23 protein-coding genes are annotated in these 25,729 nt (G+C 66.7%); 14 read left to right on the forward strand and 9 right to left on the reverse strand.

The features are described 5' to 3' along the window. Nucleotides 1-84 precede the first annotated feature (84 nt). The 3 genes from AB9O74_RS12970 (at nt 85) to AB9O74_RS12980 (ending at nt 3,086) form a co-directional block, all read left to right on the forward strand. A complete protein-coding gene (locus AB9O74_RS12970) occupies nt 85-369 on the forward strand; it encodes a YfhL family 4Fe-4S dicluster ferredoxin (protein WP_019183239.1) in 285 nt (94 codons plus the stop codon). After that, nucleotides 366-2,102, forward strand: coding sequence for a gamma-glutamyltransferase (gene ggt / locus AB9O74_RS12975; protein ID WP_176989702.1), 1,737 nt, complete (start codon nt 366-368; stop codon nt 2,100-2,102). Before AB9O74_RS12970 ends, ggt begins: the two co-directional genes overlap by 4 nt. A gap of 96 nt (nt 2,103-2,198) precedes the next feature. Then, a complete protein-coding gene (locus AB9O74_RS12980) occupies nt 2,199-3,086 on the forward strand; it encodes an MBL fold metallo-hydrolase (protein WP_346477915.1) in 888 nt (295 codons plus the stop codon). A 121-nt stretch (nt 3,087-3,207) separates the two neighbouring features. Here AB9O74_RS12980 and AB9O74_RS12985 read toward each other — a convergent pair whose 3' ends face one another. Further along, complete coding sequence (locus tag AB9O74_RS12985; protein WP_369349544.1) at nt 3,208-3,492, reverse strand: PsiF family protein; 285 nt, start codon at nt 3,490-3,492, stop codon at nt 3,208-3,210. A gap of 106 nt (nt 3,493-3,598) precedes the next feature. Beyond that, nucleotides 3,599-4,234: a uracil phosphoribosyltransferase gene (gene upp, locus AB9O74_RS12990; RefSeq protein WP_346477916.1), complete on the reverse strand. Its 636-nt coding sequence runs from the start codon at nt 4,232-4,234 to the stop codon at nt 3,599-3,601. 162 nt (nt 4,235-4,396) lie between these two features. Here upp and AB9O74_RS12995 point away from each other — a divergent pair, with 162 nt between their 5' ends. The 4 genes from AB9O74_RS12995 to AB9O74_RS13010 are packed head-to-tail and all read left to right on the forward strand — an operon-like array spanning nt 4,397 to nt 10,152. Then, complete coding sequence (locus AB9O74_RS12995) at nt 4,397-6,967, forward strand: TonB-dependent receptor (RefSeq protein WP_369349545.1); 2,571 nt, start codon at nt 4,397-4,399, stop codon at nt 6,965-6,967. Then, nucleotides 6,967-8,085, forward strand: a complete 1,119-nt coding sequence (locus AB9O74_RS13000) for a phytase (RefSeq protein ID WP_369349546.1) — start codon at nt 6,967-6,969, stop codon at nt 8,083-8,085. The genes AB9O74_RS12995 and AB9O74_RS13000 overlap by 1 nt, the downstream gene beginning before the upstream one ends. A gap of 32 nt (nt 8,086-8,117) precedes the next feature. Continuing rightward, on the forward strand, nt 8,118-9,467 hold the full coding sequence (locus AB9O74_RS13005) for a metallophosphoesterase (RefSeq protein WP_369349611.1): 1,350 nt from the start codon (nt 8,118-8,120) through the stop codon (nt 9,465-9,467). Nucleotides 9,468-9,516: 49 nt separating this feature from the next. Next, nucleotides 9,517-10,152: an inorganic diphosphatase gene (locus tag AB9O74_RS13010; protein WP_369349547.1), complete on the forward strand. Its 636-nt coding sequence runs from the start codon at nt 9,517-9,519 to the stop codon at nt 10,150-10,152. Nucleotides 10,153-10,177: 25 nt separating this feature from the next. Here the strand turns inward: AB9O74_RS13010 and AB9O74_RS13015 are convergent, their stop codons facing one another. The 3 genes from AB9O74_RS13015 to AB9O74_RS13025 are packed head-to-tail and all read right to left on the reverse strand — an operon-like array spanning nt 10,178 to nt 11,699. Then, nucleotides 10,178-10,504, reverse strand: a complete 327-nt coding sequence (locus tag AB9O74_RS13015; RefSeq protein WP_369349548.1) for a tetratricopeptide repeat protein — start codon at nt 10,502-10,504, stop codon at nt 10,178-10,180. Nucleotides 10,505-10,515: 11 nt separating this feature from the next. After that, entirely contained in the window at nt 10,516-11,070 is a 555-nt protein-coding gene (locus AB9O74_RS13020; RefSeq protein ID WP_369349549.1) for a flavin reductase family protein, read from the reverse strand. Further along, nucleotides 11,070-11,699, reverse strand: a complete 630-nt coding sequence (locus AB9O74_RS13025; protein ID WP_369349550.1) for a superoxide dismutase — start codon at nt 11,697-11,699, stop codon at nt 11,070-11,072. The genes AB9O74_RS13020 and AB9O74_RS13025 overlap by 1 nt, the downstream gene beginning before the upstream one ends. Before the next feature lie 168 nt (nt 11,700-11,867). On the opposite strand from AB9O74_RS13025, the gene AB9O74_RS13030 reads away from it, so the two are divergent. Then, the gene (locus AB9O74_RS13030; RefSeq protein ID WP_369349551.1) at nt 11,868-13,283 is read left to right on the forward strand and encodes a deoxyribodipyrimidine photo-lyase; all 1,416 of its coding nucleotides are present in this window, start codon (nt 11,868-11,870) and stop codon (nt 13,281-13,283) included. 151 nt (nt 13,284-13,434) lie between these two features. Beyond that, nucleotides 13,435-14,130, forward strand: coding sequence for an OmpA family protein (locus tag AB9O74_RS13035; protein WP_176989714.1), 696 nt, complete (start codon nt 13,435-13,437; stop codon nt 14,128-14,130). A 255-nt stretch (nt 14,131-14,385) separates the two neighbouring features. On the opposite strand, the gene AB9O74_RS13040 is transcribed toward AB9O74_RS13035, so the two are convergent. Beyond that, complete coding sequence (locus AB9O74_RS13040) at nt 14,386-14,646, reverse strand: hypothetical protein (protein ID WP_354274231.1); 261 nt, start codon at nt 14,644-14,646, stop codon at nt 14,386-14,388. A 738-nt stretch (nt 14,647-15,384) separates the two neighbouring features. Then, the gene (locus AB9O74_RS13045; RefSeq protein ID WP_346477925.1) at nt 15,385-16,407 is read right to left on the reverse strand and encodes a LysR family transcriptional regulator; all 1,023 of its coding nucleotides are present in this window, start codon (nt 16,405-16,407) and stop codon (nt 15,385-15,387) included. A gap of 367 nt (nt 16,408-16,774) precedes the next feature. Between AB9O74_RS13045 and AB9O74_RS13050 the strand changes: the two genes are divergently transcribed. The 5 genes from AB9O74_RS13050 to AB9O74_RS13070 all read left to right on the forward strand — a co-directional run bounded on the left by AB9O74_RS13050 (nt 16,775) and on the right by AB9O74_RS13070 (nt 24,318). After that, nucleotides 16,775-17,548, forward strand: coding sequence for an SDR family NAD(P)-dependent oxidoreductase (locus AB9O74_RS13050; protein ID WP_346489144.1), 774 nt, complete (start codon nt 16,775-16,777; stop codon nt 17,546-17,548). A gap of 91 nt (nt 17,549-17,639) precedes the next feature. After that, a complete protein-coding gene (locus AB9O74_RS13055) occupies nt 17,640-18,854 on the forward strand; it encodes an efflux RND transporter periplasmic adaptor subunit (protein WP_176989718.1) in 1,215 nt (404 codons plus the stop codon). A 106-nt stretch (nt 18,855-18,960) separates the two neighbouring features. Next, on the forward strand, nt 18,961-22,131 hold the full coding sequence (locus tag AB9O74_RS13060) for an efflux RND transporter permease subunit (protein WP_176989719.1): 3,171 nt from the start codon (nt 18,961-18,963) through the stop codon (nt 22,129-22,131). Nucleotides 22,132-22,156: 25 nt separating this feature from the next. Further along, a complete protein-coding gene (locus AB9O74_RS13065) occupies nt 22,157-22,894 on the forward strand; it encodes an SDR family oxidoreductase (protein WP_369349552.1) in 738 nt (245 codons plus the stop codon). Next, a complete protein-coding gene (locus AB9O74_RS13070) occupies nt 22,888-24,318 on the forward strand; it encodes an efflux transporter outer membrane subunit (RefSeq protein ID WP_354274232.1) in 1,431 nt (476 codons plus the stop codon). Before AB9O74_RS13065 ends, AB9O74_RS13070 begins: the two co-directional genes overlap by 7 nt. Nucleotides 24,319-24,408: 90 nt before the next feature. Here AB9O74_RS13070 and AB9O74_RS13075 read toward each other — a convergent pair whose 3' ends face one another. Both AB9O74_RS13075 and AB9O74_RS13080 read right to left on the reverse strand, forming a co-directional pair. After that, nucleotides 24,409-25,284 (reverse strand): endonuclease/exonuclease/phosphatase family protein, encoded by an 876-nt coding sequence (locus AB9O74_RS13075; protein ID WP_369349553.1) that lies wholly within the window; start codon nt 25,282-25,284, stop codon nt 24,409-24,411. Between the two features lie 133 nt (nt 25,285-25,417). Further along, the gene (locus tag AB9O74_RS13080) at nt 25,418-25,654 is read right to left on the reverse strand and encodes a hypothetical protein (protein WP_346477932.1); all 237 of its coding nucleotides are present in this window, start codon (nt 25,652-25,654) and stop codon (nt 25,418-25,420) included. Nucleotides 25,655-25,729 lie beyond the last annotated feature (75 nt).

Consider the following 25,729-nt stretch of genomic DNA (forward strand, 5'->3'; position numbering starts at 1 on the left):
CGCCCGCAGGGGCGTCACCGATGACCGGCCCGCGCGCCCGCGTGGGCCGGTTCTCATCCGCCGGCGCGGGCGTGGAGTAACGCCATGTCGCTGAAAATCAATGAGCTCTGCGTCAATTGCGACGTCTGTGAGCCGGCCTGCCCCAATCAGGCCATCTCGATGGGTGAAACCATCTACGTGATCGATCCGGCCCGCTGCACCGAGTGCGTGGGGCATTTCGACGAACCCCAGTGCGTGGTCGTCTGCCCGGTCGAATGCATCGATCCCGATCCGGACATTCCGGAAACCCAGGACGCCCTGCTCGCCAAACTGCGCGGGCTGCAGCGCGATCATCCCGAATTGTATGTCACGGAGTTTCTGCCGAAATGAGAACGCTGTCGCGTCGTTGGTTGCTGCTCGTCCTGCTGGTGGCCCCGAGTGCCTGGGCTGCCGGATCCGCGCAGGCGGTCCTGGCCAAACATCCGGATGGCGTGGCCGTCGCCAGTGGTCACCATCTGGCGACGGAAGCCGGCATGGAAATCCTGGCCAAGGGCGGCAATGCATTTGATGCGGCCGTGGCGGTCTCCGCCACCCTGGCGGTGGTCGAGCCGATCAGCTCGGGCCTTGGCGGCGGCGGCTTCTTCCTGCTGCACGATGCCGCCACCGGCAAGGACGTGATGCTGGATGCGCGCGAAACCGCGCCGCAGTCCGCGACGCCGGCCGCCTTCCTGGACAAGAAGGGCGAGCTGGACCGCGACCGTTCGGTCAACGGTGCGTGGTCGGCCGGCATTCCGGGCCTGCCGGCAGCGCTGGTGGAGCTGTCCTCCAAACACGGCAAGCTGCCGCTGAAGACCTCGCTGGAACCGGCGATGCGCATCGCACGCGAGGGCTTCCCGGTGTATGCGCGCATGGCCAAGGGCTATCAGTCCCGGCGCGAGGTGATGCAGCGCTATCCCGGCACGCGCGAGGTGTACGAGCGCAATGGCAAGCCGATCGCCGAGGGCGACCTGTTCCGCCAGCCGGAACTGGCGCGGACCATGGAGCGCCTGGCCGACCAGGGCTTTGATGGGTTCTACCGCGGCGAGACCGGCACGCTGCTGCTCAAGGGCGTCAAGCAGGCCGGCGGCCACTGGACCGCCGAGGAGCTGGCCGGCTACCGGGTCAAGCTGCGCGAGCCGATCGCGTTCAAGTACCGCGACTGGACCATCACCACCGCCTCGCCGCCGTCCTCCGGTGGCATTGCGCTGGCCGCCATGCTGCAGATCCTGGAAGGCTGGGACCTGAAGTCGATGGACCAGGCCCACCGCACCCATCTGGTGGTGGAAGCGATGCGCCGCGCCTACCGCGACCGCACCTTCTTCCTGGGTGACCCGGACTTCGTGGATATCCCGCAGAAGGTGCTGACCAGCAAGGACTACGCCCAGGGCCTGCGTGCCACCATCCACCCGGAGAAGGCCACCCCGAGCGATCTGCTGTCGGGCAACCCGACCCCGCTGGAAGATGACGAGACCACGCATTTCTCGATCATCGACCGCGAGGGCAACCGCGTCGGTGCGACCCAGACCGTGAACCTGCTGTACGGCTCGGGCCTGATTCCGTCGGGTACCGGCGTGCTGCTGAACAACGAAATGGACGATTTCGCGCTGAAGCCGGGCACGCCCAACGCTTTCGGTGTGATGGGCTATGCGGCTAACGCACCCAAGCCGGGCAAGCGCATGCTCAGCTCGATGACGCCGACCTTCATGGAATCCGCCGACAAGGTCGTGGTGCTCGGTACGCCCGGTGGCAGCCGCATCATCACCATGGTGCTGCTCGGCATCCTGGGCTACGACGACGGCCTGACCGCCCAGCAGGTCGCCGCGCTGCCGCGCTACCACCACCAGTGGCTGCCGGACCTGATCGAGGCCGAGGACGGCACCTTCGATGCGGATACCATCAAGCAGCTGCAGGCGATGGGCCACAAGATCGATCTGCCGGGCGACAGCGCCGCCGGCGGCCGGGGTTCCAGCCACGTCTGGGGCAACCTGCAGACCGTGGAATGGGACCGCCGCAGCAACGTGCTCAGCGGTGGCAGCGATCCGCGCAATCCGGTGGGCAGCGCCAAGGTCAGCCAAGCACACTGATTGAGTGCGGAAACGAAAAACCCCGTCCCAGTGGCGGGGTTTTTTCATGGGCGACGGCTAGCGAATATTTAACGGTCGCGCGACGATAATTTGCGGATGAAACTATGGTCCATCCGCGGTAACTCGCAGAAACTCGACGGCGGCGCGATGTTCGGCAATGCGCCGCGCGCGGTCTGGGAAAAATGGGCAGTGCCGGACGATCTCAACCGGATCGAGCTGGCCTGCCGCGCGCTGCTGGCCAGCCCGCTGGCCGGCAAGACCGTGCTGTTTGAAACCGGCATCGGCGCCTTCTTCGAGCCGAAACTGCGGGACCGTTACGGCGTGCAGGAACCCAGCCACGTGCTGATCGAATCGCTGCGCGAGGCGGGTTTCGAGCACGAAGACATCGACGTGGTGGTACTGAGCCACCTGCACTTCGACCACGCCGGCGGCCTGCTGGCGCCGTGGAGCGAGGGCCGCTCGCCCGAACTGCTGTTCCCGAATGCGACCTTCCTGGTCGGGGCCGAGCACTGGGCCCGCGCGCTGCATCCGCATCCGCGCGACCGCGCCAGTTTCATTCCGGAACTGCCCGGCCTGCTGGAGGCGAGCGGTCGGCTGGAAATCGTCGATGGCCCGTACTCCAAGACCCTGGGCGACAGCGTGCGTTTCAGCTTCAGCGACGGGCATACCCCGGGCCTGATGCTGGCGGAGATCATCGGGCCGGAGACCGTGGAGGGTCAGCCGCGAGGCGGCGTGGTGTTCTGTGCGGACCTGATCCCGGGCCGCTCATGGGTGCACGTCCCGATCACCATGGGCTACGACCGCAACGCCGAGCTGCTGATCGACGAGAAGCGCAGCTTCCTGGAAGACAAGTTCGCCCGCAACGTCCATCTGTTCTTCACCCATGACCCGCACTGCGCGTTGGCGCAGGTGTCACGCGATGAGAAGGGCCGCTTCGGCACCCTGCACGAACAGGGCGAACTGAAGGCCCGCGCGCTGGCGTAACGCCTGCGCAACCACACCGGTAGGTGCCGACCGTTGGTCGTCCGTCCAAGCAAGCCGGTAGGTGCCGACCGTTGGTCGGCACGGCACCCCATCCACGCACCGTCCAAAACCGGCGCGATCCTCAATGCGCCTTCAGACACCCGCTCATGAAGGTCTTGCGCGCATCGCCGGCCAGCTTCTTCGCGGCGGCATCGGCATTGCAGGTTTTCATGCGTTCCTGCGGCGTGGTCGCCACCGGTGCCGGCGCGCTCAGGCAGGCCTTCTGCGCGGACTTGTAGTCCTCGCCGGTCTTGCCCTTGTTCTTGGCCGAACAGTCGGCCATGCGCTGCTGCTGCGGGGTAGCGGCATGGGCCAGCACGGGGCTGCCGATCAGCAGCAGGCAGGCCAGCAGGGACGCAGTCTTCATGGCAACACTCCACGCACGGGTAGGGTTGCGCGCAGCTTCTGCCTCGCCCTGAGCAGGCCGCGTGAAGAAGCCGGCGGCCGCGCAGGGCCGCCAGCCAACGCGTGGGTCAACCGACCACGCGGGTCCCGAAAATGCGGTCGCCGGCATCGCCCAGGCCCGGCAGGATGTAGCCCTTGTCGTTGAGCTGGGCGTCGATCGCGGCGGTGAAGATTTCCACGTCCGGGTGCACGGCCTGCACCGCGGCGATGCCTTCCGGTGCGGCGACCAGGAAGATGCCCTTGATGCGGCGGGCGCCGGCGCGCTTGAGCATGTCGATGGTGGCGATCAGGGTGCCGCCGGTGGCCAGCATCGGGTCCAGGATCAGCGCATCGCGCTCTTCCAGGCGGCCGGTCAGGCGCTCGAAGTAGGGCACCGGCTGCAGGGTTTCCTCATCGCGCTGCAGGCCGACCACGCTCACGCGCGCAGCCGGGATCAGCGAGAGCACGCCGCTGAGCATGCCCAGGCCGGCGCGCAGGATCGGCACCACCGTGATCTTGGCCCCGGCGATGCGCTGCACCGTCACCGGCCCGGCCCAGCCCGCCATGGTGTGGGCCTCGGTCTCCAGATCGGCGGTGGCCTCATAGGCAAGCAGCCCACCGAGTTCATTGGCCAGCTCGCGGAAGTCCTTGGTGCTCAGGGACGCATCGCGCATCAGGCCGATCTTGTGCTGCACCAGCGGATGGCGCACTTCGACGATTTTCATGGGGGGAGACTGGCAAAGGAGAGGCCGATAGTGTGCCGCAACACCCCACCGAAGCCAAAAGCCGAAGCCGCCACTGATCGCCTCGATGTCCCCGGTGTCATCCCCATGCAACCTCCCGGACATACCGTGCTGACCCATTCTTTACACAGATTGGGGAATGCAGTGCAGAAGAAGCGTCCGTTGGGCCTGGCGATCAGCCTTTCGTTGCTGGCGGTGATCACCCCGTCGGCGCATGCCGCCGACACCCCCGATGGCAGCACGGTGGCCGGCAGCGCCGCCGCCGGGGCCGCCGCCATCGACCTGGACCGCGTCGAGGTCCGCCCGCAGCTGGAGTCGCAGACCCGTGCGGTCGACCTCAAGCGCAGCAGCGATGCGATCGAAGATGCGGTCTCCTCCGATGCCATGGGCGTCTACCCGGACAAGAACGTGGCCGAATCGCTGCAGCGCCTGCCGGGCGTCAGCGTCACCCGTGACCAGGGCGAGGGGCGCTTCGTGGTCATCCGCGGCCTGGATGCCAACCTCAACAGCGTCAGTGTCGACGGCATCGCCATCGGCACCCCGGAAGATTCGAGCCGTGCGGCGCCGCTGGACGTGATTCCCTCCGATTCGACCGAGCGCCTGCGCGTGGTCAAATCGCCGACCCCGGACATGCCCGGCGACGCGATCGGCGGTGCGATCCTGGTCGAGTCCGCCTCCGCCTTCGACCGCGAAGGCCGCAACCTGCGCGGCAAGATCGAAGCCAGCCACCAGCAGCTCTCCGGCAACACCAGCCCGAAGGCGGCGATCAATTACAGCGAAGTGTTCGCCGATACGTTCGGCGTCGCGCTGGGCGTGAACTACCAGAACCGCAAGTTCGAGTCGGACAACACCGAAGTGGAGTACGGCGAATTCGACGGCGGTGCGGAGGACGACCTGTTCGCCAACAGCCTGCAGCAGCGCAAGTACGAGATCGAACGCAAGCGCATCGGCGCCAACCTCAATCTCGACTGGCGTCCGGATGAAGACAACCGCTATTACCTGCGCACGCTGTACAGCCAGTTCGACGATGCAGAAACCCGCCAGCGCACGATCTTCAACTTCGGCGATGGCGAGGTCACCGCGCTGGGCAACAACCAGTACCGGGTCGAGGACCTGCCGGCCGATGCGATCCAGAAGCGGATGCGTTACCGCACCAAGAAGGAAAATACCTTCACCACCAGCGCCGGTGGCGAAAACCGCCTCACCAATGCAGTGATCGATTACAAGGTCGGCTACACCCGCACCGAAGAGCGCGTCAACGATGAGATGGAGGCGCGCTTCGAGTACAACGGCGACGACCTCGGCGCGAGCGTCGATCAGAACAGCGGCATCCCGCGCTATACGCTGACCAGCGCGCAGTGGATGGACAACGGCAACTACGATTTCGACCGCTTCGTGCTCTCGCCGAAGCAGGTCAACGACAGCGAGCGCAGTGCGCAGATCAACGTGCGCTTCGATGGGGATTCCTCCAGCGTCAAGTTCGGCCTGCTCGGCCGCTGGCGCGACCGCGACGTCAATGTCGACGAGCGCGAACTGCGCGTCGGCCCGGACGTGGCGTTGTCGGACTGGACCGCCGCCACCCCCGATCACCGCGGTGGCAGCCTCGGCCAGGGCATGAGCTCGGACGCCATGCGTCGCTACTGGGCCCAGCATGGCGGCCAGTACAGCGCCCGTCCGCAGGACGCCGGCGGCAATGCGCTGACCTCGCTGGAAGAGGACTACACCGCCAGCGAAGACATCTTCGCCAGCTATGCGATGGGTACCTGGGATGTCGGCGCGCTGCGCATCATCGGCGGCGTGCGCGTGGAGAACACCCAGTTCAGCGCGACCGGCAACAGCGTCGAAGTGGCCAGCAACGGCCGCAGCTTCACGGTCACGCCGCTGAGCGTGAGCCGCAGCTACACCAACGTGCTGCCCGGCCTGCACCTGCGTTACGACGCCGGCGATGACTGGGTGCTGCGCGCGGCCGCCAACAAGACCGTCTCGCGCCCGTCGTTCGGCGATGTGGCGCCGCGCGTCGGTCTGAGCCGGGGCGACGAGGAAGTCCGGATCGGCAATCCGCAGCTGGATCCGTACGAATCGAAGAACATCGACCTGTCGCTCGAGAAGTATCTCGGCAGCACCGGCATCGTCTCGCTGGGCGTGTTCCACAAGTCGATCGATGGCTATATCGTCAACACGGTGAGCAACACGGATCCCGCGTACCCGGACTTCGAGGTCACCCGTGTGATCAACGGCAACAAGGCCACGGTCAAGGGCGCGGAATTCAACTGGCAGCAGCAGCTTGCCTTTCTGCCCGCGGGCTGGGATGGCCTGCTGGTCGGCGCCAGCGGCACCTGGCTGGACACCGATTTCGATCCCGGCGTGGCCGGCCGCGAGCGCGACGATTTCATGCTGCCGCGCGCCTCCAAGCATGTGTACAGCGCACACCTGGGCTATGAAAAGGCCGGTTTCAGCACCCGCGTGGCTGCGGTCTACCGCAGCGAGTACCTGGATTCGCTGGGCGACAGCCGCGCCTACGATATCTACGTGGCGCCCAATACCCAGCTCGATTTCAGCCTGGACTACAAGTTCACCGCCAACGTGAGCCTCTACTTCGAAGCCCAGAACCTGCTCGACAAGCCGCTGGAGCTCTACCAGGGCGTGCGCTCGCGCACCCTGCAGAACGAAGAATATGGCCGCACCTACGCCCTCGGCCTGAAGGTGGCCCTGTGATGCGCGCCTCCCATTGCCTGAGCCTGCTCGCGCTGGCGCTGTTGACCGCCTGCACGCCGCCAGCGACGCCCGACGCTGCGGCACCGGTCGCCCCGACGGCTGCGGCCGACGCCTCCGCCGCACGCGATGTCGCCACGGTCGCCGAGGCGTTCCTGACCCCGATGACCCCGGACGACAACATCGACTCGCCGGCCAGCTGGACCACGCCCGAGGGCCAGGTCTGGTTGATCGCGACCGCCAAGGCCACTGACAAGCTGGTGGTCTACGACGGGCAGACCGGCGCGAAGCTGCGTGACGTCGGCAGCCTCGGCACCGCCCCCGGCCAGTTCGACCGCCCCAACGGCATCGCCGTGGTCGATGATCTGGTGCTGATCGTGGAGCGCGACAACCATCGCGTGCAGGTGCTGCAGCTGCCGGACTTCACCCCGCTGGGTGTGTTCGCCGCCGACGACCTGCGCAAGCCCTACGGCCTGTGGGTGAACAAGCAGGGCAGCGGCTACGACGTGTACGTGACCGATTCCTACGATGCCGGCGAAGACGCGCAGGGCAACGACGTGCTGCCGCCGCTGGCCGAACTGGACAAGCGCGTGCGCCGTTACGCGCTCACCGTGCAGGACGGCAAGGCGCAGGCCACGCTCACCGCCAGCATCGGTGACACGACCGAAGCGGGCGCGCTGCGGGTGGTCGAATCGATCTGGGGCGACCCGGCCAACGACCGCCTGCTGATCGCCGAAGAAGACGAAACCTACGCCAGCGAGTTCAAGGTCTACACGCTGGAAGGCCGTTTCAGCGGCACCACCTTCGGACGCGATGCGTTCCAGGCCCAGGCCGAAGGGGTGATGCTGCGGACCTGCGGCAAGGATGGCTGGTGGATCACCACGGAGCAGGGCAAGCAGCGCAGTGTGTTCCACCTGTTCGACCGGCACAGCCTGAAACATGTCGGCGCGTTCCAGGGCAATACGGTGGCCAACACCGACGGCATCTGGTCGATGCAGGCGCCGTCCGCACGTTTCCCGCATGGCGCGCTGTACGCGGTGCACGATGACCAGGGCGTGGTGGCGTTCGACTGGGCGAGCATCGCCAAGCAGTTGTCGCTGCCGCTGGAGTGTGGCGCGTGAGCCGCGTTCCTGCCGCTCTGACCGCCCTGGCGATGGCGCTGCTGCTGTGCAGCGGCAGTGCCGTGGCGAAGAAAGATGCCGAGAAGGGTGCCGAGCCGAACACCCAGGTGCCGGCCGGAAACCGCCACTACGCAGCGACCGGCTTCCCGGATCGATTGGTCGCCTCGCCGGCGCAGGACGCCGCGCGTGGCTTCTCGGTCGCCTGGCGTACCGACACCTCGGTGAAGGCGCCCGTGCTGGAATGGGTCGTGGCCGGCGACTCACCGGATGTCGGTACGCCGACCCGCGTCACCGCGACCACCCAGGCGCTGACCACTGAACTCGGCGCGTCCCATCATCACCGTGCCGACGTGACCGGCCTGCAGCCGGACACCCTGTACCTGTGGCGCGTGCAGGGCCAGAACACCTGGAGTGCCTGGAACCAGCTGCGCACCGCCGGGCGTGCCGATCAGTCGCTCACGCTGCTGTATTTCGGTGACACCCAGAACAAGAACCTCAGCCACGTTTCCCGGGTCATGCGGGCCGGCATCAAGGCGGCCCCGGACGCGCGCCTGAGCCTGTTCGCCGGGGACCTGGTCAGTGGCGGCGACGGGCAGGATGACAGCGAGTGGGGCGAGTGGTTCGCGGCCGCCGGCTGGCTGCCGCAGGAGACCGCGGTCGCCCCGGCGATCGGCAACCACGAGTATTTCGAGGAGTTCGAAGACACGCCGCAGGAGCGCCGCGTGCTGGGCCGCCACTGGCCGGTGACGTTCGCATTGCCGCGCAACGGCGTGGACGCCGCCGATACCAGTACCTACTGGTTCGACTACCAGGGCGTGCGCATCGCCGTGCTCGACGGTACCTCCGCGCTCGATCTGGGCACGGCCAAGGCGCAGGCCGCCTGGCTTGACACGGTGCTGGCCGATAATCCGCACCCGTGGAGCATCGTGTTGCTGCACCAGCCGTTCTATTCCCCGCGCGAGGGCCGCGAGAACACCGAACTGCGCGATGTGCTGCTGCCGGTGGTGCGCCGCCACCAGGTCGATCTGGTCCTGCAGGGACACGACCACACCTACGGCCGCCGTGGCGAAGGGCAGGGCGCGACGCCGCAGTTCGTCGTCACCGTCGCCGGGCCGAAGCAGTACCGGCTCTCCGACGAGGCCCGCACCACCATGGCGCCGGTGGGGGAGGACACGCAGCTGTTCCAGGTGTTGAAGATCGATCCGACGCACCTGCGCTACGAGGCGCGCACCGTCACCGGCCGCCTGTACGACGGCTTCGAGTTGACACGCGCTGCCGATGGCCGCAAACAGAAGGCCGAACTGACGCAGGGACGCATCGCCCCCCGCGACTGCACGCGCGCCCAGACCCTCAAGGGCCGCGCCGACCGTTGCTGGGAATGACCGACCGACCGGGCCACTGCGGTGCGCCCGGCCTTCCGTGGAGATCGAGATGACGCATCGCCGTTCCATCGCGCGGGCCGTGTTGGCCGCCTCGCTGCTGCTGCTCGCCGGCGCCAGCGTGGCCGGCAACGCAGTCCTGCACCCGTTCCTCGCCGCCCAGCCGAAGAACGCGCCTGACGAAGTGCATCTGGCCGTGGAGATCCCGGCCGGCAGTTTCACCAAGTACGAGATCAAGGAAGACGGCCTGGTCCATGTGGACCGCTTCCAGTCGATGCCGGTGGCGTACCCGGCCAACTACGGCTCGATGCCGCGCACCCTGGCCGGCGACAACGATCCGCTGGACGCACTGGTGTTGACCCGTGAGCCGCTGCATCCCGGCGTGATCGTGCGGTTCCGTCCGATCGGCTTCCTCAAGATGGTCGATGACGGCGAGCAGGATGAAAAGGTCATCGGCGTGCCGACCGACAAGATCGACCCCACCTACGCCAACATCCGCGATCTGGACGATCTGCCGCTGATCGAACGGCAGCGCATCGAAGCCTTCTTCCGCGTCTACAAAGACCTGCCGGCCGGCCGCAATCCGGTCCAGCTCAACGGCTGGGGCAATGCCGCCGAGGCCAAGGCGTTGATCCGGGCTTCGATGCAGCGCTTCGACGCGCAGCAGCGGCGGGCGAAGGGCGATTGATCTGCAAGTGCGCGCTCCCGGGCCATCACGCCGGGCCGGCGCTGGCCTTCTGCAGCCGCCGAAGGAACACGGCCATTTCCTTGACCGCCTGCTTGTCGCCGTTGGTTTCGGCGACAGAACGGCCTTGGTGCCATGCCTGTGCCGCAGCGTCCGGATCGCCGGCCGCCAGATGGGCTTTACCCAGCCATTTCCAGCCTGCCGAGTACTGCGGATCCTGTGCGACACAGCGCTGCAGATGGATGACCGCTTCCGCGGTGTCACCCGCGTCGAGCAGGGCCTTGCCGAGCCCGAAGCGAAGCAGGGCGCTGTCGCGCCCCCGGTCGAGAAGACGTTGCAGTGCGGGGATATCCATTCGATGCGGACTCAGGCAGCGGTGACGCGGGCGTAGCGCCCGCGGTGGAAGGCAAGGGTGTCGCCGGGGGCGGTATCCAGCTGCACCACCTGGCCGATGACCAGCACATGATCACCCGCGGGCAGGGTTTGTTCGACCGTGCAGACGAGCTGTGCGACCGCATCGCGGACCAGGGGCACGCCACTGGCGTGCGCCATCATCGTGCCGGGCACCGGCACGCGCCGCCGTTTTCCATCGGCGAAATGCCGCGCCAAGGCGAGCTGCCGGGCGGCCAGGATACTGATCGAGAACGGCATGCCGGTGCGATACACGGCCACATCGGGCGAGCGGTTCGACAGGCTCCACAGCACCAGCGGTGGGTCCAGCGACAACGAAGCAAAGGAGTTGATCGTCATCGCGAACAGAGCATCGTCGTCGCTGCGGGCGGCGACAATGGCGACCCCGGTCGGGTACTGGCCAAAGGCATGGCGCAGCGCGGCCGCGGACAGCGGCGGGTCCAGCACTGCAGCCTCGGACGGCGTGGCGGAGGGCTGCGTGCCGAGGCCCAGTGCAGGACCCGTGTCCATCAACGGCCGCCGGCGGCCTGGTAACGGCGCGCGACTTCGGCCCAGTCGATCAGCTCGAAGAAGGCGGCGATGTAATCCGGGCGGCGGTTCTGGTAGTTCAGGTAGTAAGCGTGCTCCCACACATCCAGCCCCAGGATCGGCGTGCCACCGGAGAGGCCCGCGAAGTCGCCCATCAACGGGTTGTCCTGGTTCGGGCTGCTCTCCACCACAAGCTTGCCGTCGCGGCTCAACGTCAACCACGCCCAGCCACTGCCGAAGCGGGTCTGCGCGGCCTTGGTGAAGGCCTCCTTGAACGCGGCGTAGCCGCCGAGGTCACGCTCGATCGCCTGGGAAACGGCGCCTTCCGGTGTGCCGCCGCTGGCGGTCAGCACTGTCCAGAACAGGCTGTGGTTGGCATGCCCGCCGCCGTTGTTGCGGACGACGTTGCGCACACCCTCCGGCAGAGCCCCGATATCGGCGATCAGCGCGTCGATGTCGGTGCTCTCGATCCCGGCATCGGTGAGGGCGGCATTGAGATTGGTGACGTAGGCCTGGTGGTGCTTGGCATGATGGATTTCCATCGTGCGCGCGTCGAAGTGCGGTTCGAGTGCGTCGTAAGCGTAGGGCAGGGCGGGGAGGGTGTAAGCCATGTGCATCTCCAGAGGGGAAGCGGGAGGGAGGACGCCACGATAGAACCTCAAGCATGATTGAGGTCAAGCGCGGTGATGTGGAACAGTGCGGGCCACCCATGCGTGATCGCTGCCTGTCCTTCACCTGCACTGGCTATCATTGCCTCTCGAATCTTCCGGGGTAGTCTCGTGTCGGTAGCGTTGGTGTGGTTTCGCCGTGACCTGCGGTTGCAGGACAACCCGGCCCTGCAGGCCGCTCTGGATGCCGGCCATGTGCCGGTGCCGGTCTACATCCATGCGCCGCACGAAGAAGGCGATTGGGCGCCCGGTGGCGCGTCCAACACGTGGCTGCATCGCTCGCTGGCAGCGCTGGACGCTGACCTCCGTGCGCGCGGTTCTTCGCTGGTGCTGCTCCAGGGCGACAGTCGGTCGCAGCTCCAGGCACTGATCGAGCAGACCGGTGCGGTGGCGGTCTACTGGAACCGCAAGTACGAACCGGCCACCCAGCCGCGCGATGCGAAGATCAAGCGGGAGCTGCGCGAGCAGGGCATCGAGGCCGAAAGCCACAACGGCAGCCTGATGTTCGAGCCGTGGGACGTGGCAACCCAGCAGGGCGGGCCGTACAAGGTGTTCACCCCGTTCTGGCGGAATGCGCTGACCCGCCTCCAGCTGCCGGCGCCGAGCGGTGTCCCGGACCGGTTCCCCGGGCACAGCGCGAGCGGCGGGACGCTGGAGTCACTGGGTCTGACGCCGGCGATCCCATGGGACCGGCAGTTCTGGACGCATTGGCAGGCCGGCGAAGCCGGCGCCCACGAGGCACTGACGGTCTTCATCGACGGTGCCCTCAACGGCTATCGCGAGCAACGTGATCTGCCGGACCGGGTCGGCACCTCGCTGCTGTCGCCGCACCTGCATTTCGGCGAGATCGCCCCGTGGCAGATCGTCCGCCGCCTGCAGGGCGAGCGCAGTGCCAGCCGGGATGCCGACATCGACGGCTACATCCGCGAACTGGGCTGGCGCGAGTTTTCGTATCACCTTCTGCATCACTTCCCGCAGACGCCGGATCACAACCTCAACCCGCGCTTCGATCAGTTCCAATGGGCCAAGCCCGATGCGGACGCGCTGCGTGCATGGCAGCAGGGCCGCACCGGCATTCCGATCGTCGATGCGGGCCTGCGTGAGCTGTGGGCCACCGGTTACATGCACAACCGCGTGCGCATGATCGTCGCCAGCTACCTTTGCAAGCACATGCGCCAGCACTGGCGCGAAGGCGCGCGCTGGTTCTGGGACACGCTGGTCGATGCGGACCTGGCCAACAACACGATGGGCTGGCAGTGGGTTGCCGGCACCGGGGCGGACGCCGCGCCGTACTTCCGGATTTTCAATCCGGTGACGCAGTCGCAGAAGTTCGACCCGCAGGCGCGGTACATCTCGCGGTGGGTGCCGGAACTGGCCGCATTGCCGGTCAAGGCGCGCTTTGCTCCGTGGCAGTCCCCGCAGCTGCTGGCCGAGTGTGCACCAGGCTATCCGGCCTTGCCGCTGGTGGATCTGTCCGAGGGCCGGGATGCCGCCTTGGCCGCGTATCGCCACACCGGCGGAGCGTGACCCGCACCCCGGATCGAGCGCCGCAGCCGTAAACGATTACCTGAACAGGGAGCTGCCGAGCGTGCCATTCATCATGCCGGCATCGCGTTGGGCTGTTTATGCTCTTCACGGCCCGCACGCCGGCGCCGACCGGTAACCAAGGAGAAACCTCATGATTCGACCCGCAACCCGCAACGTGGCCCTGGCCCTGATGACTGCTGCCGCCCTGACGGCCTGCGCCACCGGTGGCTCCTACGTGCAGAGTGACCAGTACGGCAATCCCGTCGAGCAGCAGAACCGCACCGGCCGCAACGCCCTGATCGGTACCGCCGTCGGCGTCGCCGCGGGCCTGCTCAGCGGCAACAGCGCCACCGAACGCCGCCAGCACGCCATGATCGGTGCCGGTATCGGCGCACTGAGCGGCGCGGCCGTCGGCCAGTATCAGGACCGCCAGGAACGCGCCCTGCGCGAGCGCACCGCCAACACCGGTATCGATGTCTCCCGCAATGGCGACAACCTCGTGCTGAACCTGCCGGACGGCATCACCTTCGACTTCGGCAAGTCCACGCTGAAGCCGCAGTTCTACGGGTCGCTCAACGGCGTGGCGAGCACGCTGGCCGAGTACAACCAGACGATGATCGAAGTGGTCGGCCATACCGACAGCATCGGCAGCGATGCGGTCAACAACCGCCTGTCCAAGGAACGCGCCGACTCGGTCGCCGCTTACCTGGCTGGCCAGGGCGTGCAGCGCGCCCGCATCGAAACCCTGGGTGCCGGCAAGGCCTACCCGATCGCCGACAACAACACCGATGCCGGCCGCGCGCAGAACCGCCGCGTCGAGATCCGTGTGATTCCGTTGCAGCAATAACAGCGCGCTAGCGCGCTGTTATTGCGTGTTGCGAGCCGCAGGTTCGCAACACAAAAATGCCGCCCTTACAGGCGGCATTTTTTGTAGGTACCGGCCGTTGGCCGGTACACCCGGAACAACGCCGTCCGCTCGCACGTCTGCACACCCGCAACGCCCAAACGACAGCGCCGCCAAAGTGCCGGCCACTGGCCGGCTGCTCTTCCCAGATGACGCTGCCCGCTTACCGGTCACCGACCAACCGGGCGCAGCATCAGTCTAGACAGGCTTGGAACGCTTGCGCGGGTTCATTGCGCCGGCCATCACCCCGTTGTACTTGACCAGTACATCCTCACCCGCCCTTCGGGATGCCCGGGCAAGAACCGCCTTGTCCGAATCAAACACTGCTTTCAGCTCGCCCTTGGTCAACGTCTCGCCAGGCCTCGTGGCAATGCCTCCAGACAGATGACGTCTGACCTTGGCGATGTCCACGGGGGGGGCGGCGCGCTTGCCTGGCTTCAATTGAGTGGAGCGTTTCATCGCTGGCCCCCTGAGTGGGTCGGTCCTGACGGAAGTCTACTACTGCGGTCTACGGCGGCTGTCAAATCATGGCCATCAACCGTAATGTCATGAACAAGGCGCGAGAGCACGCCTCTGCGATGGACATGCCTGGTAAAGCCTAGCCTCTCGTAGTACCTCACCAACTCCGGTACCGGACGATTCAGCGCGATCTCGCTGCACCGCAGCTGAGTGGCAAGTGCAAGCAAATAGGCAGTCGCAATACGCCCGATTTCACCTTCCAAACCATGTGACGCGGGATTCGACTGAAGATAGTGGATGCTTGCCACCATCCGCCCCTTACTGACTCGACCGACGGCCAGAGCACACAGCACTTCCGCATCCCGAATCGCAAGATCCACTCTGCACGCATGATTTCGGAAGCGCTTCCAGAGTTCCCGCCAGTCCCATGGAACATGGGCCCGCGGGCGCGTCGTGGTGTCCGGGGCCTCTGCCCAACGTCGCGCCTGGTCAACCGCATCACCGTCGATGTCAGACAGATGCAGATGCGGATAAAGGGGCTTTAGTTCGTTTACGACAACGGCACAGGCTTCTTCCCGCAACCGGAGGTGCCGCGTTTCCGCAACCTTGCGTGCAGGTAAGGTGTCCAACATCCGTTCCCGTGTGACGGTGGAACGAGATTGCGGTCACTACCTCCTACCCGGCAAGAGCGCAAAGCGACGGCATGGCGTAGGTCGCCAGCCCGGCGTACTGTCAGCATCACCCCGCGGTCACCGTCTCCAGAATCCGCTTCCCGGCCGCCTGCATCTCCGTTTCCACCTGGGTCTGCTGCTGCTTGGCCAGCTTCGCCGCCGGGCACTGGGCGAGCATGTAGTTGGCGTCGAAGTTCATCTTCTCGACCAGGAAATCCACGAACGCGCGCACCTTCGGCGAGACCAGCCGGCCGCCGGCGAACACCGCGTTGAAGTCCACTTCCGGGCCAGTCCAGCCGGCCAGCACGCGGCGCACCATGCCCGATTCGACGAAGGGCTTGGCCATCACGTCACCGGTCAGCAGCAGGCCTTCGCCGCACACCAGTGCGCCGTTCAACGCGGAGGGATCATTGGCGACCAGCAGCGGATTGACCGGGAAATCGAGCAGCTCGCCGCCGTTCTCGCCCAGCTGCCAGAAGAATCGATTGTTGTTGAGGTTGCGTGCCTTGCGCATCGCCAGGATGCGGTGGAACTGCAGCTCATCCGGATGCAGCGGCTCGCCGTAGCGCTCGATGTAGGCCGGGCTGGCGAACACCTGCGTGCGCAGGCTGCCGAGTTTGCGCGCCACCAGGTTGGAGTCGGGCAGGGTGCCCACGCGCAGCGCCAGATCCGCTTCACCGGCGATCAGGTCGAGCTTCTCGTTACCCAGGTGCATGTCCAGCTGGATTTCCGGGTATTGCGCATGGAACTGGCCGAGCAGCGGCGCGATCCAGGTGATGCCGATCGAATACGGCACGGTGAAGCGCAACCAGCCGCGCGGGCCGGACTGCAGCTGGTTGACCGCACCTTCGGCTTCTTCCAGTTCGCGTGCGATGCGCTGGCAGTGCTCGTGATAGACCGAGCCGGCCTCGGTGAGGCCGAGGCGGCGGGTGGTCCGGTGCAGCAGGCGTGCGCCGAGACGCGTTTCCAGTTCCTGCACTTTGCGGCTCACCGTCGTCTTGGGGAGCCCCAGTGCAGTGGCGGCGGCGATGAAACTGCCTTGTTCGACCACTTTGACGAAGATCAGCGTGTCGTTGAGATCGTGGGCCATGACGGGATCCAAAGTCGGGGGAGGGGAAGAGTGCCGCAAATGATTGTGCCGGGCACGGGATGATTATTCCCCTAAATCCGGACTAATCAAGGGGGAGTTTGAGGACTAATCTGGCGCCATTCCAGATATGAAGGACGACAACCATGTGGTTGCGGAACATTCTTGGCCGCCTGCGTAGCGGCCCCAACGCCCCGCTGGACCTCGCGATGACCGTGGAACCCCGTCTGGGTTCCTTGTCCCGCAAGGCTTTCCGGGAATTCACTCCGCCTGCCAACATGCAGCGCGGTGGCAGCCTTCGCCTGGGTGCCCGTGGCAACGACCGACTGGGTCGAATTGGGATTATCCCGGCGACGGGAGTGAAAGTCCCATGAATGGGACATTGGCCCCCGAGGTGCTGGTGCTCGGTGGCACCGGCAGCGTGGGCCAGGGCATCGTGGCCGCTTTGCTGGAGGCCGGCAGCCCGGTCCTGGTGGTCGGCCGCGATCCCACGCGGCTGGCCGCGCTGCAGGAGCAGTTCGCCGATGAGCCGGGGCTGGAAGTCCTGCTGGGCTCGTTGGGCGATGACGGCTCTGCGCGCACCGTGGCCGAGCGGATCGGCGGGCGTCGCCGCGCGCTGGCGGCCGTGGTCGATGCAATGGGCGGCCCGTACAACCGCGGTCGGGTGACCGATCGCAGTGGCGATGCACTGTTGCAGGCGCTGCAGGCCGACGTGATGCCGCACGTGCATGCGGGGCGGCATCTGCTGCCGCTGCTGCGCGGTGGCGGGCAGGCACGGCGCTACGTACTGGTCGGCGGCCCCGCCGGTTTCAAGCCGTGGGCCGGGCATGGGGAATCCTCCATCACCATGTCCGCCACGCGCATGTACGCGCAGGTGCTTCACCAGGAGGCCCAGGCCCTCGGTGTGCGCGCGCAGATGCTGGAAGTGTGCGATCCGGTGTGTACCCCGGCCAATGCGGCCAAGGCCTGCATCGAATGGCCGAGCGCGCTGCTGGTCGGCCGTCGCGTGGTCTCGTTGCTGGACAACTGCACCGACAACCGCGCGATCGTGCGCTGCGACGCGCGCGATGCCGAGTTGCCGCGCGGGCTGCTGCATCTGGACCGTCCCCCTCCGATGTCGCGCAACACGGCCGGCACGGCTTGACCTCTACCAAGGTTCAGGTCCCAGGCTACGCCCCCCACGTCGCCCCACGTTTTCGATTCTGTATCACCACCCCTACGTACGGATGCATGACATGACTTCCAACTCCTCCCCGCATCGTTTCACCCGACGGCTGGCCATGGCCGGCGTCTCGATCCTCGCCGCCGCGGTGCTGACCGCCTGCAGTGGCAGCCACGCTGAAGAAGCCGGCATGCCGCCGCCGCCGTCGGTCAGTGCCGCCCCGGTGCTGGTCAAGCAGGTCAGCCAGTGGGACGACTTCAGTGGCCGCGTCGAAGCGGTCGAAAGCGTTGAGCTGCGCCCGCGCGTCTCCGGCTACATCGACAAGGTCAACTACGTCGAAGGCCAGGAGGTCAAGAAGGGCGACGTGCTGTTCACCATCGACGCACGCAGCTACCGCGCCGAGCTGGACCGCGCCACCGCCGAGCTCAACCGCGCGCGCACCCAGGCCCAGGTGAGCCGCAGCGAAGCCGACCGTGCCCGCCGCCTGTCCGACCAGCAGGCGATCTCCACCGAGACCTGGGAGCAGCGCCGCGCGGTGTCCGAACAGGCACTGGCGCAGGTCCAGGCCGCACAGGCGGCGGTGGATGCGGCGCGGTTGAACATGGAGTTCACCCAGGTGCGCGCCCCGATCAACGGCCGTGCCGGCCGCGCGATGGTGACCGCCGGCAACCTGGTGACCGCCGGCGACAGTGCCAGCGTGCTGACCACGCTGGTCTCGCTGGACAAGGTGCATGTGTACTTCGATGCCGATGAAGGGACCTTCCTGCGCTACGCCCAGATGGCCCGCAAGGGTGAACGCCCGAGCGAGCGCGACAGCGAACTGCCGGTGAAGGTCGGCCTGTCCGGCGAGACCGGCTACCCGCATGAAGGCAAGGTCGACTTCCTGGACAACCAGGTCACCCGCAGCACCGGCACCATCCGGGTCCGCGCGCTGCTGGACAACGCCGACCGCGCCTTCACCCCGGGCCTGTTCGCGCGCGTGCAGCTGCTCGGCAGCGGCCAGTTCCAGGCCATGCTGATCGATGACAAAGCCGTGCTGACCGACCAGGACCGCAAGTTCGTCTACGTGGTCGACAAGGACAACAAGGCACAGCGCCGTGATATCGAACTCGGCCGCACCGCCGACGGCCTGCGCATCGTCGAGCAGGGCCTGAAGGCCGGTGACCGCGTGATCATCGACGGCGTGCAGAAAGTCTTCATGCCGGGCATGCCGGTCCAGGCCAAGGCCGTCGCGATGCAGCCGGCCGGCGGCACCGTTGCGCCGAAAGCCACCGCCGCTCTGAACTGATCTTCCCTCGCTGATGCCCCGTGCGGGGCTGCCCGTCTCCGCTGTCGTCCGCGACAGCGGCAGGGGTCCTGCACGCCGGTGTCGGCGAACACCCAGGAATCCACCCATGGACTTTTCCCGTTTTTTCATTGACAGGCCGATCTTCGCGGCGGTGCTGTCGATCGTGATCTTCGCCGCAGGCCTGATCGCGATCCCCATGCTGCCGATCAGCGAGTACCCCGAAGTGGTGCCGCCATCGGTGGTGGTGCGCACGGTGTACCCGGGCGCCAACCCCAAGGTGATCGCTGAAACCGTGGCCACGCCACTGGAAGAAGCGATCAACGGCGTCGAGGACATGATGTACATCAAGTCCGTCGCCGGCTCCGACGGCGTGCTGCAGATGACCGTGACCTTCCGCCCGGGTACCGATCCGGACGAGGCGGCGGTCAAGGTGCAGAACCGCGTCGCCCAGGCGCAGGCGCGCCTGCCTGAAGACGTGCGCCGCCAGGGTGTCTCCACCCAGAAGCAGTCGCCGACCTTCCTGATGGTGGTCCACCTGACCTCGCCGGACGGCAAGTACGACTCGCTGTACCTGCGCAACTACGCCCGCCTGCACGTCAAGGATGCCCTGGCACGCCTGCAGGGCGTCGGTGATGCGCAGATGTTCGGCGGCGGCGACTACGCCATGCGTGCGTGGCTGGACCCGGACAAGATCGCTGCGCGCGGCCTGACCGCCAGCGACGTGGTGCGTGCGATGCGCGAGCAGAACGTGCAGGTCTCGGCCGGCCAGCTCGGCGCCGAGCCGATGCCGAGCAGCGACTTCCTGACCCTGATCAACGCCCAGGGTCGCCTGCGCAGCGAGCAGGAATTCCGCGACATCGTGCTCAAGGCCGGTGACGACGGTGAAGTGGTGCGCCTGTCCGATGTCGCCCGCCTGGAACTGGGTGCCGGTGACTACACGCTGCGCTCGCAGCTGGACGGCAAGAACGCGGTCGGTATCGGTATCTTCCAGGCCCCGGGCGCCAACGCGCTGGAAATCCGCGACTCGGTCATCCACACCATGGATGAGCTGACCAAGCAGTTCCCGGCCGGCGTGAAGTACGAAGCGGTGTACGACACCACCATCTTCGTGCGCGACTCGGTCAAGGCCGTGGTCTCCACCCTGCTGGAGGCGATCGCGCTGGTGGTGCTGGTGGTGATCCTGTTCCTGCAGACCTGGCGCGCCTCGATCATTCCGTTGATCGCCGTGCCGGTGTCCATCGTGGGTACGTTTGCGGCGCTGTACGTGCTGGGCTTCTCGATCAACACCTTGACCCTGTTCGGGCTGGTGCTGGCGATCGGCATCGTGGTCGATGACGCGATCGTGGTGGTGGAGAACGTCGAGCGCAACATCGAAGAAGGCCTGACCCCGCTGGCTGCGGCCCACCAGGCGATGCGTGAAGTCTCCGGCCCGATCGTGGCGATCGCGCTGGTGCTGTGCGCCGTGTTCGTGCCGATGGCGTTCCTGTCGGGCGTGACCGGTGCGTTCTACAAGCAGTTCGCCGTCACCATCGCCATCTCGACCGTGATCTCGGCGATCAACTCGCTGACCCTGTCGCCGGCCCTGGCCGCACGCCTGCTCAAGCCGCACGGTGCACCTAAAGATGGCCTGACCCGTCTGATCGACCGTCTGTTCGGCTGGATCTTCCGTCCGTTCAACCGCTTCTTCAAGACCAGTTCGGAGAAGTACCACGGTTCGGTCGGCCGCCTGCTGGGCCGTCGTGGCCTGGTGTTCGTGGTCTACGCCGGCCTGCTGCTGGCCACCGGCCTGATGTTCAAGGCGGTGCCGGCCGGCTTCATTCCGACCCAGGACAAGCTGTACCTGATCGCCGGTGTGAAACTGCCGGAGGGTTCCTCGATCGCACGTACCGACGCCATGCTGGCCAAGGTCGCCGAGATCGCGCGCAACACCGATGGCGTGGCGCACACGATCCAGTTCCCGGGTCTGAACGCGCTGCAGTTCACCAATACGCCCAACACCGGTGTAGCGTTCGTTCCGCTCAAGCCGTTCAGTGAGCGCAAGGGCCGTACCGCAGCGCAGATCAATGCCGAGATCAACGCCAAGATCGCCGGGCTGCAGGAGGGCTTCGCGTTCTCCATGATGCCGCCGCCGATCCTCGGCCTGGGCAACGGCAACGGCTACCAGATGTTCATCCAGGACCGTGGCAATCTCGGCTACGGCGCACTGCAGACTGCAGTAAGCACGATGCAGGGTGCGGTCGCGCAGACGCCGGGCATGGCGTTCCCGATCACCAGCTACCAGGCCAACGTGCCGCAGCTGGATGCCGAAGTGGACCGCGTCAAGGCCAAGGCCCAGGGCGTGGAGCTGACCGAGTTGTTCGACACGCTGCAGACCTACCTGGGCTCGGCGTACGTGAACGACTTCAACCAGTTCGGGCGTACCTGGCAGGTGATCGCCCAGGCCGACGGCCAGTTCCGTGACAGCGTGGAAGACATCGGTCGCCTGCGTACCCGCAACAACCGTGGCGAGATGGTGCCGATCGGCTCGATGGTCACCGTGAAGGAGACCTACGGTCCCGACCCGGTGCTGCGCTTCAACGGTTACCCGGCGGCCGATCTGGCCGGCGAAGCCGACCCGCGCATGCTGTCCTCGGCCGAGGCCATGGCCAAGCTGACCGAGATCGCCGGGCAGGTCCTGCCAGTGGGCATGCAGACCGAGTGGACCGACCTGAGCTACCAGCAGGCCACCCAGGGCAAGGCCGCCTTCATCGTGTTCCCGGTGGCGATCCTGCTGGCGTTCCTGGTGCTGGCCGCGCTGTATGAAAGCTGGTCGCTGCCGCTGGCGGTGATCCTGATTGTCCCCATGACCCTGCTGTCCGCGTTGTTCGGCGTATGGATGACCGGTGGCGACAACAACGTGTTCGTGCAGGTCGGCCTGGTGGTGCTGATGGGCCTGGCATGCAAGAACGCGATCCTGATCGTCGAGTTCGCCCGCGAACTGGAAATGGGCGGCAAGGGCATCGTGGAGGCTGCACTGGAAGCGTGCCGCCTGCGTCTGCGCCCGATCGTGATGACCTCCATCGCGTTCATTGCCGGCACCATCCCGCTGGTGATCTCGCATGGCGCCGGCGCGGAAGTCCGCTCGGTGACCGGTATCACGGTGTTCGCCGGCATGCTGGGCGTCACCCTGTTCGGTCTGTTCCTGACCCCGGTGTTCTACGTGGCCCTGCGCAAGTTCGTCAGCCGTAACGGCGGCGGGCAGCTGGTGACCCACGGCGAACCGACCATCCACCATTGATTCCTTCCCCCGCGAGGTTTTTCACATGAATACCGCTACCCAAAAGATCGCCCTGGTCACCGGTGCCACCCGCGGCATCGGCCTGGAAACCGTCCGTCAGCTGGCCCAGGCCGGCGTGCATACGCTGCTGGCCGGGCGCAAGCGCGACGTCGCCGTGGCCGAGGTGCTGAAGCTGCAGGCCGAGGGCCTGCCGGTCGAGGCGATCCAGCTCGACGTGGGCGATGCCGCCAGCATCGCCGCCGCCGTGCAGACCGTGACCGAGCGTCACGGCCGCCTGGACATTCTGGTCAACAACGCCGGCATCCTGCTGGACGACATCAAGCTGGCCCCCTCGGCGCAGACCCTGCAGACCTGGCGCGATACCTTCGACACCAATGTGTTCGCGGTGATCGCCGTCACCCAGGCCTTCCTGCCGCTGCTCAACGCGTCGCCGGCCGGCCGCATCGTCAACGTGTCCAGCATCCTGGGCTCGCTGACCCTGCACAGCCAGCCGGGTTCGCCGATCTACGGTTTCGCGGTGCCGGCCTACAACGCCTCCAAGAGCGCGGTGAATGCCTGGACCGTACAGCTGGCCTACGAGCTGCGCGAGAGCACCACCAAGGTCAACACCGTGCATCCGGGCTACGTCAAAACCGATATGAACGGTGGCGAGGGCGAAATCGAAATCAGCGAAGGCGCGCGTTCCAGCGTCGGCATGGCGCTGATCGATGCCGACGGCCCGAACGGCAGCTTCACCTACCTCGGCGAGGTGCTGCCATGGTGATCCGCCTGTTGACCGTGGCCGTGACCAGCGCGCTGCTGGCCGGCTGCGTCAGCGTCGGCCCCAACTACCAGGCGCCACCGGCCCAGCCGGTGACCCTGCAGGGCGCCGCCGCGCCGGTGTTCACCACCACCTCGCCAGTGGCGAGCTGGTGGGCCCAGTTCGATGACCCGGTACTGGAGCAGCTGGTGCATGACGCACTGGGCACCAACCTGGACCTGCGCATCGCGATGTCGCGTGTGCGCGAGGCCCGCGCGGTGTTCGTCGAGCAGCGCCTGGACCAGTTGCCGCACGTCACCAGTGGCGGCAGCTACGACCGCCGCAAGCAGCCGGATGCGACCGTCGGTGGCGAGCGCGTCTTTAGTGAGACCTACCAGCTCGGCTTCGATGCCGGCTGGGAGCTGGATCTGTTCGGCCGCCAGCGCCGTGCCGCCGAAGCGGCGCGCGCGGACCTGGGTGCCGAGCAGGACAACCTCGCCGATGCACAGGTTACCGTCGCCGCCGAAGTGGCCCGCAACTACTTCGAGCTGCGCGGTACCCAGAAGCGCATCGCGGTGGCCAAACGCACCCTGGTCAATCTGCGCGACACCCAGAAGCTCACCGAAACCCGGTGGGAACTGGGCGCCGGCAGCGAGCTGGACGTGCAGAGCAGCCGTGCCCGACTGAAGGCGATCGAGGCCGACATCCCGCTGCTGGAAGTGGCCGAAGTGCAGTCACGTCATCGTCTGGCGGTACTGCTGGGCCAGCGCCCGGACGCGCTGGACAGCCTGCTGCAGCCGCGCGAGATGCGGCCGTACGCCAAGGCATTGCCGCTGGGTGACACCACCGATCTGCTGCGTCAGCGTGCCGACGTACGCGTGGCCGAGCGCCGCCTGGCAGCGGCGACCGCGCGCGTTGGCGTGGCCACGGCCGATCTGTTCCCGCGGATCAGCCTGAGCGGCTTCGTCGGCTTCCTGTCCGGCGATGCCAGTGGGCTGGTCAACGGCAGCAACAAGGCATGGTCGGTGACCCCGTCGATCAGCTGGGCCGCGTTCGATTTCGGCACGGTGAAAGCCCGTCTGCGCGCGAGCAAGGCACAGGCCGACGGTGCCGCGGCCGAGTACGAAAAGGCCGTGCTGCTGGCACTGGAAGACACCGAGAACGCACTGACGCGTTACGCCAAGCAGCAGGCCCGCCTGGCGATCGTCGCCGAGCAGGCCCAGGCGGCAGGGCGTGCCGAGGAGTTGGCGCAGATCCGCTTCCGCGAGGGCTCGGAAGACTTCCTGACCCTGCTGGATGCACAGCGCACGCAGCTCGCTGCGGATGACGCGCTGGCCGAGGCCGAATCCACGGTCAACGTCAGCGTGGTCGGTGTGTACAAGGCCTTGGGTGGCTGGGGCCAGCAGCAGGACGCGGCCAATACCCCGGTGGCGGTCACCCAGCGCTGACCACAGCGCCGGTGACGACCCCGCTATCGCACCGCCATCGCGGCGGTGTGATGCCGCTGGACGGCTCCCGGCCGTCCAGCGGACAGGCGCTTATCTGCCTGCGGCAGCAGCCGGTGCAGCAAAACGCAGCTCGGCCTGGACCGGATAATGGTCCGACGGCAACACGCCACCGGGTTTCTGGTCCAGCGTGCTGAAGCGGTCCACGCTGAAGCCGCGCACCAGGATCCAGTCCAGTTCCACCGTGGGCGTACCGGTGAAATCGTGGAAGGTCAGGCGCGGGCCGTCGACCCTGCCGGCCAGCGTGCGTGCATCGCCCAGCGCGGCGGTGAACGCCTTGTAGGTGTCACTGCCGGGCTCACTGTTGAAATCGCCGGTGACCACCACCGGGATGTCCTTGGGCAGCGCCGCCAGGCGCGAGACGATCAATTTCGCACCGAGCACGCGACGCGGCTCATCCTCATCGCGGTAGGGCAGGTGGGTGTTGAACAGATAGAAGCGCTGGCCGTCGGCCTGCCGCTGGAACAGCGCCCAGGTCACCATGCGCGGGAACAGGTTGCCCCAGGTGATGCTGCCCGGCACGTCCGGCGTATCGGACAACCAGAAGTCCCCCGATTCCAGCACTTTCAGACGCTCCGTGTCGTACAGCACGCCCATGTGTTCGTCGCCGTGGCCGCCGCGGCGGTCCTTGCCGAACAGCGCATACCCGGGCAGGTGCTCAACCAGGTACGCGCCCTGTTTCTCCACCAGTTCCTGCGTGCCGATCACCTCGGGCTTCTGCTCACGGATCAGCGTGACCATCGCATCGCGGCGGTCTTCCCAGCGCTTGCCGGGGTCGGTATCGGCCGGCGTGCGGACGTTGAAGGACATCACCTTCAACGCAGCCGGTGCCTGCGCCCAGGCGGTACCCAGCGGGGCCGCGAACATCATCAGGGCCAGCAGCGCGGGCCGATGGAAACGAGACAGCATGTGGAATCCCTCCATTCCATGAAAACGTTCCCAGAGGGTCGCATGGAAGGGCGGGGCAAGGCTATGCGCGACATGGCGGTTGATCGGGGGACGGGCCGGTTGCACGGCCCGTCCCCCTGCCGGAAGACGAGACTCAGTCGGCCGGCAGATACCACTGGCCGTTGTGGTCGATGTAGTACACCGACGTCCACACGCTGCCGTCGTCCTCGATATGCGTGACGGTGCAGCGTTGATGGGCGTAGGGGCCATTGGACAGGCGAACGCAATCGGTGGTGGACGTCCCAGGTCCCGCCGCGTCGGCCGTCACGGCCGCCCCGATGCCACCCAACGCCATGACCAGTGCGGCCGTCGTGGCCAAATGCAGTTTCATCAGCATGATCCTTGCTCTCTGCAGTCGCGCACATGCGCACTGGATATCTATCACGGGGGCACCAGGCTTGTACAC

It is taken from the genome of Stenotrophomonas sp. JAG2, assembly GCF_041080745.1.
In the GTDB taxonomy this organism is placed as follows: Bacteria; Pseudomonadota; Gammaproteobacteria; order Xanthomonadales; family Xanthomonadaceae; genus Stenotrophomonas; species Stenotrophomonas maltophilia_AA.